This is a genomic window from Acetobacter ghanensis (assembly GCF_001499675.1).
GTDB classification, from domain to species: domain Bacteria; phylum Pseudomonadota; class Alphaproteobacteria; order Acetobacterales; family Acetobacteraceae; genus Acetobacter; species Acetobacter ghanensis.
In genome coordinates this window covers 2,450,902-2,466,773 of the sequence record NZ_LN609302.1, presented here as the reverse complement: position 1 = coordinate 2,466,773, position 15,872 = coordinate 2,450,902, and the positions used below count along the sequence as shown (strand labels likewise).

The following is a 15,872-nucleotide window of genomic DNA, read 5'->3' as shown; positions in this document are numbered from 1 at the left end:
GGGACAGGCTACTCCCACTTGTTGCGGTTTGGAAAGGGTTGACCCCACAACAGGGGGGTGAAAAAACCAACACTGTTGCGTGTCCGCACACCCCAAGCCAATGGGGAGCCGTGTGGTCCGGGTGCTGTTGCACGGAACCGTATGGTGCGCACGATGAAGACTGACAAAACTGTTTGAGGAGTGCCTGCCGTGCGCCGGATCTGTGTTTTTTGTGGTTCAAGTTCCGGTCGTGGGACCACTTACCTGCGCGCGGCCGAGCAACTGGGGCTGCTTATGGCGCAGCGTGGCATAGGGCTGGTTTATGGTGGTGCGTCTGTCGGGCTTATGGGGACCGTGGCCAATGCGGTGCTGGCAGGCGGCGGACAGGTTACGGGCGTTATTCCTCAGGCGCTGGTAGAGCGGGAGGTGGCGCACCATGCGTTGGAAGACCTGCGGATTGTGAGTTCCATGCACGCGCGTAAAGCCCTTATGGCGGACCTGTCCGATGCGTTTATTGCTCTGCCCGGCGGCATTGGCACGTTGGAAGAGCTGTTTGAGGTTTGGACATGGACGCAACTGGGCAACCACGCCAAGCCCTGCGGTGTGCTGAATATAAACGGGTTTTACAGCACGCTGGGGGAATTTTTAGACCACGTGGTGGATGAAGGGTTCCTCAAACCCGTGCATAGGGACATGTTGCAGGTGGCTGATCAGCCCGCAGACCTGCTGGATGGGCTGGCTACATGGCAGCCTCCGCAGGAGACAAAGTGGATCAGGCAGAATGAACGGTAAACTTGTTGCAGTAACGCACTAATAATGGAGTGCGGTGGTTTATGCCTGTGATGTAAAAGGGATTTTTCTTTCATAATATCTTAACGCAACCTTGAGTAAAAAAAGTTTTACCCTGCGGTCATCTTTTTCTGCGCAGGGTGTGTTTATGTCAGATACTATGCTGAGTTCTCCGGTTGGAGAACGTCCGAATATGCGTAAAGGGGAGCATCAGGCTTTCCGCATGTTCTTTTTGGGAGTGGTTGCAGCAGCTCTGGCGTTTGTTGGTTACAGCGTGCTGGCTGACCTGCACGCGGTTGGTACCAGTGGCATAGCAACCGGGGCCTTTGCCCTGCTGGCTCTGGCGTTGCTGATTGCTCTGGGCTTCGAATTCGTAAACGGTTTTCATGACACGGCCAACGCGGTCGCAACCGTTATTTACACCAACAGCCTGCCGCCACTGGTTGCGGTAGTCTGGTCGGGTATGTGGAACCTGCTTGGGGTTCTGACCTCCTCCGGTGCCGTGGCGTATAGCGTTGTAACGCTGCTGCCGGTTGAGCTGATCCTTCAGGTCGGGAGTGGCGCTGGCCATGCCATGATCTTTGCCCTGCTGCTGTCCGCCATTGTGTGGAACCTGGCAACATGGGCACTTGGTATTCCCAACAGTTCGTCCCACGCTCTGGTTGGCTCCATTTTGGGTGTGGGCCTTGCAAACCAGCTTATGTCGCCTTCTGGCAGTGCGCTGTATGGCGTGGACTGGGGGCAGGTTAAAAAGGTGTTCTCCGCCCTGCTGTTCAGCCCCCTGTGTGGCTTTATCCTTGCTGCTGGTCTGTTCATGGTGCTGCGTGTTGTGGTGCGCAATGCCGCGCTCTACCGTGCGCCGGAAGGGGACGCACCGCCGCCGCTGTGGATCCGCAGCCTGCTTATTGGCACCTGCACGGGTGTTTCCTTCTTCCACGGCAGCAATGACGGGCAGAAAGGTATGGGCCTGATTATGCTGATCCTGATTGGTGCAGCCCCCACAGCTTATGCGCTTAACCGCGCCATGCCAGACAGCATGATGCCCGGCTTTGTGGAAACCGCCCAGCAGGCCGCACATGTGTTTGACGTGCACGCCCAGCCCATGCTCCAGCAGCCGACAGCGGATGAAGCCCGCGCTCAGGTGACTGATGCGCTGCGCGTCAAATCCATTGCCCGCCCGGAAGTGTATGCCGCCCTGTCCGTTCTTTCGGCTGACATTGCGCAGTCCGTGAGTGGCTACCACTCCCTGCACGAAATTCCTGCTGCCACCGTGCCTAACGTGCGTACCGACATGTATCTGGTAGCGGAAGCCATCCATAACATGGGCAAGGCAACCTCCTTCTCTGCTGAGGAAGAAGGCGAACTGGCCAAGTTTATGAAGCAGCTTAACGCAGGCACCCGCTTTATTCCTGTCTGGGTTAAAATTGCCGTGGCGCTGGCTCTGGGGCTGGGCACCATGGTGGGTTGGAAGCGCATTGTGGTGACTGTGGGTGAAAAAATTGGCAAGACCCACCTGACCTACGCTCAGGGCGCATCGGCCGAACTGGTGGCTATGGGCACCATTGGTCTGGCGGAAGGGTATGGTCTGCCGGTTTCTACCACGCACATTCTCTCCAGCGGCGTGGCTGGCACAATGGCCGCTGGTGGTGGCGGTTTGCAGTGGGGCACCCTGCGCGCCATGGGCATGGCATGGATTACCACCCTGCCTGCCGCCATGCTGATTAGCGGCGTGCTGTATGTGGTGTTCCGCCACATCTTCTAAAAACAGTCGGTCTGGCGTGGTTCCGCACCCCGTCAGACCCGGTTTTTCCCAAATTACGAAGGCAAGAGCATGTCTGATGCCAATGTGAACAGCCTTTCTGCTGCCGAACGTGAACGTGAGCGGATGCGGCAGGAGATTATTGACGATCTGGATGAAGAGATCGAACTCGAATTGCAGGATGAAGGGCTGGGGGGCGAGACATCAGCCGCGGACCGTGGTTTCCGCCACACCTATTTTAGCGAACTGGTGCGCCTTCAGGGCGAACTGGTGCGTTTGCAGGACTGGGTGAAGGACACAGGGCACCGTCTGGTTGTGCTGTTTGAAGGGCGCGACGCCGCAGGCAAGGGCGGGGCGATCAAACGTATAACCCAGCGCCTTAATCCCCGTATCTGCCGTGTGGCCGCACTGCCCGCGCCAACGGACCGGGAAAAAACGCAATGGTATTTCCAGCGTTATGTTGCCCAGCTTCCCGCTGCGGGCGAGATCGTTCTGTTTGACCGAAGCTGGTATAACCGCGCAGGTGTCGAGCGGGTAATGGGGTTCTGCTCGGATGAGGAATACGAGGAATTCTATCGTTCCGTGCCGGAGTTTGAGCGTATGCTGGTGCGTAGCGGTATCCAGCTTGTAAAATACTGGTTCTCCATTACGGATGATGAGCAGGAAGCCCGCTTCCGTGCCCGTATGGAAGACCCGCTTAAACAGTGGAAGCTCAGCCCGATGGATCTGGAAAGCCGTCGGCGTTGGGAGGCCTATACCAAAGCCAAGGAAACCATGCTGGAACGTTCCAGTATTCCAGAAGCACCGTGGTGGGTTGTGCAGGCCGTGGACAAAAAGCGCGCACGCCTGAACTGCATTACCCATCTTCTGGCACAGGTGCCCTACCAGCCGGTAACCCGGCCAGAGGTTGAACTGCCTCCGCGTGTGTACCATGCTGACTATGAACGTCAGTCCACACCCGAAAACATGATTGTGCCTGAAATTTACTAACTGTGTTCCGGGTTCTCTCTGTCCTGCAGGGAGGACCTGAAGCAGCTTTCAACAGCTTCGATCAAGGCCCGTCCGCTGGCCTCGTCCCGTTTGGGGGCTTCAAAGTGTGGCCCCAGCCTGATGCGGTAGCGCATGGGCAGCGGAGGACGTTTTAAAAATGGCCACCCCTGCGACAGGTAGGGGGAGGTGGTTTCGATCAGTATAACCTGCACAGCAGAGCGCGTCCGCTGGGCAATGGCGGCAAAGCCGGGTTGAATAGGCCCCGGTTCCGCCCCCGCGCGGGACCGTGTGCCCTCGGGGAACAGCAGAAGCTGGCAATCCTCCTGCAAACATTGTGAGGCAGGGCCAATAATTTTCAGCAATGTATCATGCCGTATGTACCCTGCCGTGCGCAATGTGCTGCCCAGCACACCGCGTTCCCATATGGAGGCCTTGGTTACGCAGGCCATGTGGGGGAGAGCCGCTGCCAGAATAAGGCTGTCCAGCCGGGAGGGGTGGTTGGCGACCAGCACAAGGTTCCGGCGTTGGGTAATGGCGCCAAGGGCTGCCATATCACAGTCCAGAATCCCCGCTGCGTGCAGGTAACGCACAGCCAACCGCGCCATAAAGCACAGCCAGCGCCGTGCGACCCGCCTACGCCGTGCGCCATCGGGTAGAATATGGCGTAACACGTAAGAGCCTGCGTCCAGCACAACAAACACAAGCCCTGTTACCAGCAGGGAGACATAAAAGCGCACCGAGGCGCTTACGGATGCAAACAGCGGCATGGTGGCACGTAACAGACCTGCGGAACTCAAAATGGGTGGTTAGGGGCAGAAGGCTTACGGGGTTGGGGTGTCCGACGCCATAATCTGGCGCAGGCTGGCCGTCATGCTGGCTTGGTCTGCCTGTGCATTAATGGTGCCCCGGTAACGGGTCTGTGGGTCCATAACCACAAACTGTGGGGACATACGCATAGCATACTCCCATTCTGGGTCGGACACTTTTTCAACCGGTGCATGGTATTCCTTTGCAAGGTCAGCCAGTGCAAAAGGTGCGGCCGTACCTGCCACCACACGGGGGCTTATGCCTTCCCCATACTGGCGCAGGCGTTCGGCATCATCCCGGTCGGGGTCGAGGCTGACAAAAATGATAACCATTTTGCGCTTGCCCGGATCAACCTCATCCAGTGCGGCGGACATGGTGCGCAGGGCGGGGGTGCAGGCATCATCCCCACAATGGGTGGCGCCAAACAGCACCAGCATCCAGCGGCCCTGAAAGCTTTTGTCCGTCATGGTGCCGGTGGTGGAATCCATCAGCCGGAAAGACCCACCAACCGGGTTGCCGTAGGAGTTGAGCGTAATGCTGTGCTTGAGCGCGATGTTGGTTGCAACAAAGCTGCCAACCCCGGCCAGAGCCAGAATGCCAGCCCCGATCAGAACAATGCGTTTTCCCGCTGGTGTCATGGGTTAATGTGCCTCTGCCCAGTTTTGGCCAATGCCTGTTTCTACCACCAGTGGCACGGAGAGCTGTGCCGCTGCTTCCATAATGTCTTTGACTGTTTTGGCTACGGCTTCCGCCTGCGCATCGTCCACCTCAAACAGTAGTTCGTCATGGACCTGTAGCAGCATACGGGTGCTGCCCAGCCCGGCTTTGTCCAGTGCGCTGGGCAGGCGGACCATAGCACGTTTGATAATATCGGCCGCACCGCCCTGTAGGGGGGCGTTAATGGCCTGTCTTTCTGCATACTGGCGGCGGACAGCGCTTTTTTCGTGTATGCCGGGTACGTAACAGCGCCTGCCAAAGGGCGTCATAACATACCCGTTGGTGCGGGCTTCTTCCTTAATCCGCTCCATATAGTCCCGAATACCGGGGTAGCGGGCAAAGTAGGCATCTATGTAACTTCTGGCCTCACCTGCGGGAATACCAAGCTGCTTGCCCAGACCAAAAGCGGAAATGCCGTAAATAATACCAAAGTTAATGGCCTTGGCGCGGCGGCGGGTCAGGGCATCCATGCCTTCGAGCGGGATGTTGAACACCTCGGACGCGGTGCGGGCGTGAATGTCCTGCCCCAGTTCAAAGGCTTCACGCAGGGTGGGAATATTGGCCACATCGGCCAGTAGCCGCAGCTCGATCTGGGAATAGTCGGCCGAGATCAGCTTGCGCCCGGCCGGAGCTACAAACGCCTGACGGATACGCGTGCCTTCCTCCGTGCGGACAGGAATGTTCTGGAGGTTGGGGTCGGAGGAGGACAGGCGGCCCGTGGTGGTAATGGCCATCTGGAACGACGTATGGACCCGGCTTTCCTTACTGGTCAGCTTGAGCAGGGCATCCGTGTAGGTGGATTTGAGCTTGGCAAGCTGCCGCCATTCCAGCACGCGTACCGGCAGGTCATGGCCTTGGTCAGCCAAGTCCTGCAATACGGAGGAATCCGTGCTCCAGGCTCCCGCCTTGCCGCGTTTGCCGCCCTTTAGCCCCATCTCGTCAAACAGGATTTCGCCAAGCTGGCGGGGGGAGGCAATGTTGAATTCACGGCCAGCGGCACTGTAAATGCCCTGTTCCATGTTCTTCATCCGGCTTTCAAAGTCGGCGGAAAGGCGGGTCAGTTCCGCGCGGTCCACCGCAATGCCACTTTTTTCCATACTGGCAAGGACCTGCACCAGTGGGCGTTCGACCTGCTCATACAGGGCCAGCGCTTTGTTGGTGCGGAGGGTGGGGTGCAGTATGTGCCATAGGCGCAGGGTTACGTCTGCATCCTCGGCGGCGTAGGTGGTGGCTTTTTCCACCGGCACCTTGGCAAAGGGAATACGGTTGCGGCCCGTGCCAGTTACGCTGTCATACGTTATGGGCGTGTGGTTGAGGTGCAGGACGGAGAGTTCGTCCATGCCCTGCCCATGCAGCCCGGCTGACTGGCTGTAGGAGATCAGCATTGTGTCATCCACCGGGGTAATGGTGGCGTGGTCAATGCCTGCATGGTCCAGCACCAGCAGGTCAAATTTGGCGTTCTGGAAGACCTTGAGAACACTCTTGTCCGCCAGCAGAGGGCGCAACAGGTCCAGTGCCTGTGTGGCATCAAGCTGTTCGCCGGTCAGGGCCTCCAGCGTGCCCTCATGCCGTAGGGGAACGTAGCAGGCTTTGCCGGGGGCAATGGCTAGCGAGAAGCCCAGAATGTTGGCGGCTAACGGGTCCAGCCCGTCAGTTTCCGTATCCACGGCGCACAGTCCGGCTTCCTGCGCGGCACTAACCCATTTTTGCAGGCTTTGGGCGTCACGCACGGTCTCATAGCCCTCATATGGGGCGCTGAGCAGGTCGGCGGGGCCGGTGGCTGGTGGCGTGGTTGCCTCGGCGGCGGGTGCGGTATGCCCGTTAGCGCTGGCATGGGCCGAGGCACGGGCCGCACGGTGGGCCTGTGCGCCAGAAGGGTCACCCATACCCATGCGGGACAGAACGGAGCGGAAGCCCATGCTATCCAGCCAGTCAGCCAGCACCAGTTTGTCCGGCTCACGCGTGGTTAGCTCTTCCACGGGCACGGGCAGCGGCACATCTGTGGCCAGCGTGACCAGTTGGAGCGAGAGGCGGGCCGCCTGTGCATGTTCGATCAGCATTTCCCGCTTTTTGGATTTTTTCATATCCGGGGCGCTGGCCAGAACATTTTCCAGCGTGCCGAATTCATTAATCAGCGCCGAGGCCGTTTTGGGGCCAATGCCGGGCACACCGGGCACGTTATCCGTCGGGTCGCCCATAAGGGCCTGTACGTCCACCACTTTTTCGGGCGGGACACCAAACTTGGTCTCCACTTCCGCCGGGCCAATAGGGGTTTGTTTAATGGGGTCCAGCATACACACGCCGGGGCCGACAAGCTGCATCAGGTCCTTATCGGACGAGATAATGGTGCAGGTGCCGCCCATCTTGCGTATGGCCACCGCGTAGGAGGCAATCAGGTCGTCCGCTTCCCAGCCCGGTAGTTCTATGCCCGGTACATTAAAAGCCTGTGTGGCGTCACGGATCAGGCCAAACTGGGGGCGCAGGTCTTCCGGCGGTTCGGGGCGGTGGGCCTTGTACTGGGGGTAAATCTCGGAGCGGAAGGTCTGGCGGCTGGCATCAAACAGCACGGCCAGATGTGTGCCCACATGGTCGCGCAGCAGGCGGGCCAGCATGTTGGTAAAGCCATAAACCGCATTGACCGGCACCCCCTCGGGGTTGGTCATGGGGGGGAGGGCATGAAAAGCGCGGAATATGAAGCCGCTGCCATCCACGAGAACCAGATGCGGTGTGTCTGTCATGGCTGGATGACCCGTGTGCAGGAAGATGCGGATAAAAAAGCGAACATGTGTTGGGGATATGCCGCTTGGGCCTGTCTGTCCAGCATGTCCGCCACAGAGCGGGGTGGATAAGAAAACACCCCGGCAGCGGGCCCGGGGTGTGTGGAGGGATGTGGGATGCTGGGAGGGCTTAGGCCACCGAGCAGATCCAGTTGTGCGGGTCTGCCGCGCGGCCAAACTGAATATCGCACAGGCTCTGGCGCAGCTTTGCCGTAACCTCGCCCACCTTGTTGTTGTTGATGGTGCAGTGGTCCGTCTTGCTTTTGAATGTCCCAATGGGGGAGACAACAGCCGCCGTACCGCAGGCAAACACTTCCTTGAGCTTGCCGGATTTGGCATCCGCAAACAGTTGGTCAAGCGCGTAGCGCTCTTCCTTTACGGTCAGCCCGGCATCGCGCGCCAGTGTCAGCAGGCTGTCACGGGTAATGCCGTGCAGGATGGTGCCGCCAGCCAGTGGCGGGGTGAGCAGGGTGCCGTCTTCAAACACCATCATCACGTTCATGCCGCCCATTTCTTCCAGCCAGCGGCGTTCTTCCGCATCCAGGAACAGAACCTGCTGGCAGCCGTGGTGCTTGCCTTCCATCTGTGCGGTCAGGCTGGCAGCGTAGTTGCCGCCGCATTTGGCAGTGCCCGTGCCCCCGCGGGAGGCGCGCACGGTTTCCGTTTCCACCCAGACTGAAACCGGACCGGCATCCTTGGAGAAATATTCCCCAGCGGCGCAGGCAATAACAATGAACTTGAACTCGGAGGCAGGTTTGACCCCAAGGGCTGCTTCCGTCGCAATCATGAACGGGCGGATGTAAAGCGTGCCCACTTCAGGTGCGGGCACCCAGTCACGGTCAATTTTCACCAGCTGGGTTACGGCTTCCAAAAACAGGTCTTCGGGCAGTTGTGCCATGGCCATGCGCTCGGCAGACTTCTGGAACCGGCGGGCGTTGGCTTCAGGGCGGAAGAGCTGCACGCCACCATTGGGGGCGCGGTAAGCCTTCATGCCTTCAAAAATTTCCTGCGCGTAGTGCAGAACAGAGGCGGCAGGGTCGAGCATGAGCGGCTGGCGGGGCAGAATTTCCGCAGAATGCCAGCCTTTGCCTTCCGTATAAGTGACAACAGCCATATGATCGGTAAAGGCGCGGCCAAAGCCCGGGTTGGCTATCAGGCTTTCGCGCTCGGCGGCGGGCGTGCCATCCGTTTTACGGGTGATCTTGAAGGCGATGTCAGATGCGGTGGTCATGGTGTTCTCGCGTCTCCGCGGCGCTGGCGTCTGGACCAGTGGCCTGGTTGCTCCGATATACGGTTTTTATTCTGTTGTTCAGTCGCGCCAAAAACGCGGCCTGTCCGGTCATCCGGGTGGGGTCTTTCCTATCATGTTCGCCGGGTCTGTGCCAGACAGGTGCAAACTTCGGTGCATGTGGCCCGTTTCTGTGTGTTGTGCGGCTGCGGCAGGGCTGGCACCTGCCTGTAGGCTCCACGGCTTTATATGCAAGGCGTAATGTAGAATGCCCCAGCTTCCCATCCAGCAGAGTTACGCAACGCTGCCATCCCGCTTTTTTGCCCCAACACAGGCTACGCCTGTAGCGGCTCCAAGGCTGATCCGGCTGAATGTTCCTCTGGCCGATGCGCTAGGGTTGGATAGCACATGGCTGGCTGGCCCGCAGGGGCTGGCCATGCTGGCCGGTAATCAGATGCCCCAAGGCGTGGACCCTGTTGCCACCGCTTATGCGGGGCACCAGTTTGGCCTATTTTTCTCCTCAACTGGGGGATGGGCGCGCTCTGCTGCTGGGAGATGCGCCGGACAGGGAGGGGAGGCTGTGGGAAATCCAGCTAAAAGGTTCCGGCCCTACACCCTTCTCCCGCAGGGGGGATGGCCGGGCTGCCCTTGGCCCCGTTCTGCGCGAATATTTGCTGAGTGAGAGCATGGCCGCCCTTGGTATTGCCACCACCCGTGCTCTGGCCGCGGTGGAAACAGGCGAGCGCGTTTATCGTGAAACACCGTTGCCCGGTGCTATTCTGGCACGTGTGGCGCGCAGCCATATTCGGGTTGGCACGTTCCAGTATCTTGCTGCCCGGCAGGATGTGGCAGGCCTGCGCGTGCTGGCCGACTTTGCCATAGCCCGCCTTTACCCCCAAGCGGCACAGGCCGCGCAGCCTTATGTGGCGTTCCTGCAAAGCGTGGTGGCTGCACAGGCGGACCTTGTCGCCCGTTGGATGCTGGTTGGCTTTATTCATGGCGTTATGAATACCGACAACATGGCCATATCGGGCGAAACAATAGATTACGGCCCCTGCGCCTTTATGGACACGTATAAGCCCACTACCGTGTTCAGCTTTATTGATGAGCGCGGGCGGTATGCCTACACAAACCAGCCGACCATTGCCCTATGGAACCTGACCCGCTTTGCCGAGGCCCTGTTGCCTCTGCTGGCGGAAGAGGAGGATGACGCCGTAACCGTAGCCCAGCAGGTTCTGGCCACGTTCCACACGCATTTTCATGCCGCGTATTTTGCCGGAATGCGTGCCAAGCTTGGGTTGGAAGGTGAGCAGGATGAGGACGAAACCCTGTTCAAGGACCTGCTAGACCTGATGGAGCGGGAAAAGGCGGATATGACCAATGCCTTCCGCGCCTTGAGCCACGCAGGGGTTTTGTCCGGGCAGGATGTAGCCCCCGCAGGCCTGCCCCCAACCTTTGGGCCGTGGTTGGCCCGGTGGCGTGTGCGTCTGGCGCAGGAGGGCGGGGCGAACTGGGTTGCCCGTGCCCAGAGCATGGCGCGGGTCAATCCGTGCTACATCCCCCGCAACCACAAGGTGGAGGCCATGATTCAGGCCGCTGTGCAACAGGGGGATTACGCACCGTTTAACGAGATGCTGCACCTGCTGGCCACACCCTACGTGGAGCAGCCGGGTATGGAACACTACACGTTCTCCCCCACCCCCGATGAGGTCGTGCCCTACACATATTGCGGCACGTAGGCGGAGTGGGCCGGTCAGGCGTAATGGTCGGGCGACAGGCGCAGGGTCTGTATTTCCTCCGGGTCATGAAAAAGGATCAGTTGGGCCTGCTCGGACCGGGCAAGGTCTTGCAGCCGCCTTATGGACTGGAGCGCGGCACTCTGGTCCGTGCAGACCCCCGGTGGAATGCTGTGCGTGAAGTTCTCTCGTAGATCGCCCGCGTCAAAAGTCAGGATCAGGGGACCTGTATGCTTCAGGCGGAGCAGGGCGGATTGGTGGCCATCTGAATGGCCTCTGGTATCCAGCAGGGTCAGGCCTGCAAAAGCGTCCCAGTCCCCATCTCTGAGATCCCACTGTATGGTGGGTGTGTTAAAATCTTCTGCAATATAGGCGGTGGAGGTGGATTGAAGAGCCGCCGCATGTTCCCGCCGCTGGACGGATACGCGTGCTTGCGGGCAGTGTTTGATGTAGCCTGCATGGTCAAAATGCAGGTGGGAGAGAATAATCCAGGCAATATCGGAAAGCCGTACACCAAGTGTGGCCAGTTGGCTTTCCAGATCATGCTGTTTTTTTATAACGGGTGGCACCATGCCGTATTGCCCAAAATACGTCTGGAGCCGTAATGGGTCGTGGACATGCTTGGGGTCCATTCCTGCATCAAGCAGCACCCACCCATGGGTGGTGTCCAGCAGGTAGGCGCAGATTGGCTCGCTGAGAAGAAAGCGGTTGTCCGCTCCCATGACAGAAATGGATTTGGGCAGGATTTCATACCCACAAAGCAGAATGAATAAGCGCTTTATATCTGTCATGTCTGTTCTGGCGTGCGCTGGCGGTGTGCGCCCGTGCGGTAAAAGCGGCGTAAGCCGTCCTCCCAGTTTGTGTTCACAACCGGTTTGTCGGCACTTATTCGGGTAAGTGCTTCGCCAACAAGTTCATCCAGTGTGTGTTCAAGTTCGGGTTTGGAGACGCCAGTGCAATGCCCGTTTTGGACAACGGTTTTGCCGTCCACCACCAGCGTGTCCACATCCTGACGTGTCAGGCGTGTCAGCAACAGTTCGGGGAGTGCGGCATCGGGCACTTTGTGGCGCATAATCCGGTCCGTGCGCACAATAACAAAGTCAGCCGGTGCGCCTTCTTGCACAATGCCGCCTCCATCCTTGCCGACAACGGCCTCGCGCCCGCCACGCAGCAGGGCATCATAACATTGTGGTAAAAACTGCCCCTTGTCCGCCAGTCCGTCCACGCCGGGGCGGAGGGATTGGGCCACCCCCCGGAGCAGGCGGGTCTCGCGCAGGATGTCCTCATCATCTTCGAGCGACATGCCGTCCAAGCCAATGCCAAAGGTCATGTTACGCTGCAACAGGCCTGTTATTGGTGGAAACCCGGAAGAGAGCCGAAAGTTGGAAGACGTATTGCACGAGACCAGTACACCGCGCTGTGCCAGCAGGTCCAACTCATGTTCCCGCAGCCAGCAGCAATGGGCCAGTGTCAGGCGGGGGGAGAGGAGGCCAATCCGGTCAAAATAGGTGACGATCCCTTCGGGGAAGTGCGCATCGGCCCATTCCCTTTGCAACCGGGTTTCAAAAAAATGCATATGAACCCGGCGGCCGGTGGATTGCGAGCGGGCGCTTATGGTTTCAAGCGTTTTGCGGTCAACCCACTGGGGGCCAACAGGGCCATACTGCACACTAAAAGTGCGGCTTTCCAGCTTGGCCAGTTCATCAACAATGGCAAGCCCTTCCTCCAGCGTGCGCTTGAAGCGTGTTGCACCAAGCTGGGGGAAGTGTTCGGGGTGTGCAAAACATTTGGCAAGCTGGCTGTCAGGCCCATATGCCAGTGCGTTTTCACCCGCAAAGGGCACGGCAAAGGCCACGCGGATGCCGACATCATGCGCAGCCTGCGCCACTCCCTGAGCCTCGGCTAGCAGAGCGCGCCCATTTTGCGTGTTGTGGCAATGCACAACAGCGCCAATGCCCGCTTCGGCCATGTTGGCGAACGCACAGGCCGCATTCATGTAAGCCTGCACCCGTGGTTCCACACCTAACCGCGCCAGCCATATTTCCAACGGTCCATCGGGAATGCCAGCGGAGAGCGTTGGCACTCCCCGCCCATGGTCATGAGCATTGGCAAAGGCTGGCAGAGCCACCCGCCCGGCCCCCAAGGGGTTGGGTGCTTCGGCTTGCGGGGCGCACAATAACCCGTTGTGGGTGGTTATGCGCTGGTTAAGCAAAGGTTGGTCATGGCCGGGGCGGGCGAGCAGAATGTCCACAGCCCACCCATCAGGCTCCGTTGCGGTGTGGGCTGAGTGGGGGATGTTCATGCGCTGCTTGTCCTTTGATGATGCGCCATTACTGGTTGAAAGGAATGTAGGGGGCAGGTTTTTGTACGGGGCCTGGAGGTGTCAGGTTGTTGCACGATGAGGCAACGGGCCGCCCGGCCATGACATCGTGCGTGAACTGCGCTGAATCTGGCAGCGAGTAATTGACGGCTCCATTATGCGTAACACCCGGATATGTGTGCCATTGCACGGTGCTGCCAGCCCGGCACAGGGCGAGTGCTGCACCATACTGCCCCGTTGTGCCCGCCATGCCATCGGCCAGACCGGTGCCCAAAAACACGGGAACACTCACATGGCCATCGGGGAGTTCAAAATAGTGGCTCATGTCACGGTCGTATGCGGTAATATCGGCAGCCAAAAGCTCCTTGCCCGTTTTAATGCCCAGTTTTTTGGCTTCATCAAACAGGTCATGCAGGCAGCCCGTTCGAGCGACTTCGAGCATTTTTTTTCCATTTTCGGAAAAAAGAGACGTTGGGTCCGTTTCGGGATGAATGGCCTGATCTGTGCCTGCCAGCCGTAGGGTGGCAAACGCCGGGTCCATGGCATCCACGGTTGTGTAGCGCTTTTCGTTCTGTTCGGGGGTATCCTGATGGATGGCCGTTACCAACCCTGTTAGCACGGCGCCTTTAACCTTCAGTTCCGGTGCATATTGTGGAAACGCCCATGTTGCCGCGAGCGCGGCCCCCCCACCTTGTGACTGTCCAACAATCATAATTTTGTTTTGTAGGGCAAAGTTGTGCTGGGCCAGTACCGTACGGGCCGCATCCAGCAGGCTGTAGGCTTCGGGCCTGTACAGCAGGTAAGGGTGTGTTCCCGGTGTGCCTAAGCCCTGATAATCGGATGCAACAATGGCAAAACCGCGCTTGAGCCACGTATTCAGGTAAAGCTGGTCTCTGGGGCGGGGACCCATCCACGATGGGGCGCACACATCCGCCACACCTGTTGTGCCATGCGCCCAGATCACCAGCGGCCAGCCCCCTTTGGGTGCCGGGCCAGAAGGAAAAAGCACATAGCCCGAAACCGGCACGTTGCCATCCGCCGCCATGCCATTGCGCGAACTGTACAGAATTTTGTAGGCATTTCCCGTATCTTTTGGAAGCCAGTCAGCCTTAAGCGGTTCGCTGCGGAGCAATGTGCCGGGAGCAGCGGTTACGGGTGCCGTCCAGTCATAAAAGGCGGCGGGCGCTGCGGCTCTGGTTGGTGCAGGCAAAAGAACCGTGGCAACAGCCAGAAGGGAAGAGGCCAGAGGAAGAATTTTCATGCCGGTTCCTGTGTGTTGGGGGCCTTGCTAAGGGATGGTCGGTTGTTATTGAGGGCGAGGGAGGTCAGAACATGTCAAAATATTCTCGTTGCTCCCATTCCGAGACTTCCAGCTCATAGCGCTTTATTTCGGAACGCTTGATTTCAACGATATAGTTGATGAACGTATCACCCATGGCGGCCCGAAAGACAGAACTTTTGTCCAGCGCATTGACCGCCTGTGCCAGTGTGGTGGGGAGGAAGGGGGCCTGTGTCTCGTATGGGGCGTCCACCGGCAGTCCGGGCTGTGCTTTGGTGCGCAGGCCATCCATGCCGGAAATAACCTGAGATGCCATGTAAAGATACGGATTGGCTGCGGGTTCTCCCACCCGGTTTTCAATCCGAGAGGCTTTGTCGCCTTGGCCTGCCAGCACACGCAGCATGACACCGCGGTTGTCTATACCCCATGCGGCCCGGTCTGGCGCTAGGGAAAACGGACGGTAACGCTTGTATCCATTAATGGTGGGGGTTGAAAAAACCGTGCTGGCACCGGCATTGTTCAAAAGTCCTCCCAGCCATTCCATGCCAGTGGCAGACAGTGGTTCATCCGCATTGGCGGGAATAAAAACATTCTGCCCCTGCGTATTGCACAAGGACTGGTGCAGGTGCCATCCGCTGGACATAACTGAGGGCAGGCGTGGGCGACACATAAAACTGGCATGAAAACCATGCCGCCTGCAAACCTGTTTAACAGCCGAGCGGAACAAAATCATGTCGTCAGCAGGTTTGAGGCCCTTATCCGCCTTGAACACCATTTCTACCTGACTGGGGCCAAACTCGACCTCAAGGGAGTGCAGACCAAGGCCAAGACCCTGAACCGCCTTGCGCATGACCTCCATCATCGGGTCTATCTGGTCGTAGTTCAGTTCCGTCAGGTAATTGTACCCCCTATGTGTTAGCGATACGTCCGGAGGGGTGGCGGGTTGCCCGGCGTCGTCTGGCTGGAGGCGTGGGTTTTCAATACGTGTCAGGTGGAATTCCACCTCCAGCCCGGCCATCAGCTCATAGCCTGTTTCAGCCAGACGGCTTAGGGCATCTTTGTAAATATGGCGTGTGGCATAGGGCACCTTGCGACCATCCCTGTAATACAGGTCGCACAGCATCCAGCCTGTATGCGGGGCCCATGGCAGCACTTTGAATGTTGTTGGGTCTGGCACCATGCACATATCGGCCGAGCCACGGACTTCCGTATCCCCGATCGCATTCTGAGCCGAGAAAATGGAAATGACGGTACGGTGGGCCGTGTCCTTGAGCAGCAGGGAAGACGCCAGAGAAATACCGTTTGCAAATGTGCTGTCCAGCGTATCGGCAACCAGTGTTTTGCCACGCAGGATTCCATGCTGATCGGGAAAGGAAAAGCGAATAACCTCAACATTGTCCGCATGGATCTGGCGTTTGACTGCTAGAGCGGCCTGTTGCTGTTCTTGCGTCCATAACCCGTGTTTTTGAACAAAGCCCATCGTTGCGCTCC

11 protein-coding genes and 1 pseudogene are annotated in these 15,872 nt (G+C 58.7%); 4 read left to right on the top strand and 8 right to left on the bottom strand.

Annotated features, from left to right (window positions below; translation table 11 throughout):
* Positions 1-189: 189 nt before the first annotated feature.
* From AGA_RS11455 to ppk2, 3 genes are all read left to right on the top strand, one after another.
* On the top strand, positions 190-771 hold the full coding sequence (locus tag AGA_RS11455) for an LOG family protein (protein ID WP_083503695.1): 582 nt from the start codon (positions 190-192) through the stop codon (positions 769-771).
* A 145-nt stretch (positions 772-916) separates the two neighbouring features.
* Positions 917-2,530 carry an inorganic phosphate transporter gene (locus tag AGA_RS11450; protein ID WP_059024851.1) on the top strand — a complete coding sequence of 538 codons (1,614 nt, stop codon included), beginning with the start codon at positions 917-919 and terminating at the stop codon, positions 2,528-2,530.
* A 69-nt stretch (positions 2,531-2,599) separates the two neighbouring features.
* Positions 2,600-3,517 (top strand): polyphosphate kinase 2, encoded by a 918-nt coding sequence (gene ppk2 / locus AGA_RS11445; RefSeq protein ID WP_059024404.1) that lies wholly within the window; start codon positions 2,600-2,602, stop codon positions 3,515-3,517.
* On the opposite strand, the gene AGA_RS11440 is transcribed toward ppk2, so the two are convergent.
* The 4 genes from AGA_RS11440 to AGA_RS11425 form a co-directional block, all read right to left on the bottom strand.
* Positions 3,514-4,284 (bottom strand): lysophospholipid acyltransferase family protein, encoded by a 771-nt coding sequence (locus AGA_RS11440; protein ID WP_059024403.1) that lies wholly within the window; start codon positions 4,282-4,284, stop codon positions 3,514-3,516. The genes ppk2 and AGA_RS11440 overlap by 4 nt on opposite strands.
* Positions 4,285-4,338: 54 nt before the next feature.
* Positions 4,339-4,962, bottom strand: a complete 624-nt coding sequence (locus AGA_RS11435) for an SCO family protein (RefSeq protein ID WP_059024402.1) — start codon at positions 4,960-4,962, stop codon at positions 4,339-4,341.
* Positions 4,963-4,965: 3 nt separating this feature from the next.
* Positions 4,966-7,779 carry a DNA polymerase I gene (polA, locus tag AGA_RS11430; RefSeq protein ID WP_059024401.1) on the bottom strand — a complete coding sequence of 938 codons (2,814 nt, stop codon included), beginning with the start codon at positions 7,777-7,779 and terminating at the stop codon, positions 4,966-4,968.
* Positions 7,780-7,948: 169 nt separating this feature from the next.
* Complete coding sequence (locus tag AGA_RS11425) at positions 7,949-9,049, bottom strand: branched-chain amino acid aminotransferase (protein WP_059024400.1); 1,101 nt, start codon at positions 9,047-9,049, stop codon at positions 7,949-7,951.
* Positions 9,050-9,314: 265 nt separating this feature from the next.
* Between AGA_RS11425 and AGA_RS11420 the strand changes: the two are divergent.
* A pseudogene (locus AGA_RS11420) lies at positions 9,315-10,785 on the top strand (protein adenylyltransferase SelO).
* Positions 10,786-10,799: 14 nt separating this feature from the next.
* Here AGA_RS11420 and AGA_RS11415 read toward each other — a convergent pair.
* From AGA_RS11415 to AGA_RS11400, 4 genes are all read right to left on the bottom strand, one after another.
* A complete protein-coding gene (locus AGA_RS11415) occupies positions 10,800-11,573 on the bottom strand; it encodes an N-acyl homoserine lactonase family protein (RefSeq protein ID WP_059024399.1) in 774 nt (257 codons plus the stop codon).
* A complete protein-coding gene (locus tag AGA_RS11410) occupies positions 11,570-13,084 on the bottom strand; it encodes an amidohydrolase family protein (RefSeq protein WP_059024398.1) in 1,515 nt (504 codons plus the stop codon). The genes AGA_RS11415 and AGA_RS11410 overlap by 4 nt, the downstream gene beginning before the upstream one ends.
* Positions 13,085-13,112: 28 nt before the next feature.
* Positions 13,113-14,363 (bottom strand): lipase family protein, encoded by a 1,251-nt coding sequence (locus AGA_RS11405; RefSeq protein WP_083503632.1) that lies wholly within the window; start codon positions 14,361-14,363, stop codon positions 13,113-13,115.
* 64 nt (positions 14,364-14,427) lie between these two features.
* Positions 14,428-15,861 (bottom strand): glutamine synthetase family protein, encoded by a 1,434-nt coding sequence (locus AGA_RS11400; RefSeq protein ID WP_059024397.1) that lies wholly within the window; start codon positions 15,859-15,861, stop codon positions 14,428-14,430.
* Between the last annotated feature and the right edge of the window lie 11 nt (positions 15,862-15,872).

Coding starts and splice junctions, on each gene's coding strand:
- AGA_RS11450 (WP_059024851.1), top strand. CDS start 917: ATGTCAGATACTATGCTGAGTTCTCCGGTTGGAGAACGTCCGAATATG.
- ppk2 (WP_059024404.1), top strand. CDS start 2,600: ATGTCTGATGCCAATGTGAACAGCCTTTCTGCTGCCGAACGTGAACGT.
- AGA_RS11440 (WP_059024403.1), bottom strand. CDS start 4,284: ATGCCGCTGTTTGCATCCGTAAGCGCCTCGGTGCGCTTTTATGTCTCC.
- AGA_RS11435 (WP_059024402.1), bottom strand. CDS start 4,962: ATGACACCAGCGGGAAAACGCATTGTTCTGATCGGGGCTGGCATTCTG.
- polA (WP_059024401.1), bottom strand. CDS start 7,779: ATGACAGACACACCGCATCTGGTTCTCGTGGATGGCAGCGGCTTCATA.
- AGA_RS11425 (WP_059024400.1), bottom strand. CDS start 9,049: ATGACCACCGCATCTGACATCGCCTTCAAGATCACCCGTAAAACGGAT.
- AGA_RS11415 (WP_059024399.1), bottom strand. CDS start 11,573: ATGACAGATATAAAGCGCTTATTCATTCTGCTTTGTGGGTATGAAATC.
- AGA_RS11410 (WP_059024398.1), bottom strand. CDS start 13,084: ATGAACATCCCCCACTCAGCCCACACCGCAACGGAGCCTGATGGGTGG.
- AGA_RS11405 (WP_083503632.1), bottom strand. CDS start 14,363: ATGAAAATTCTTCCTCTGGCCTCTTCCCTTCTGGCTGTTGCCACGGTT.
- AGA_RS11400 (WP_059024397.1), bottom strand. CDS start 15,861: ATGGGCTTTGTTCAAAAACACGGGTTATGGACGCAAGAACAGCAACAG.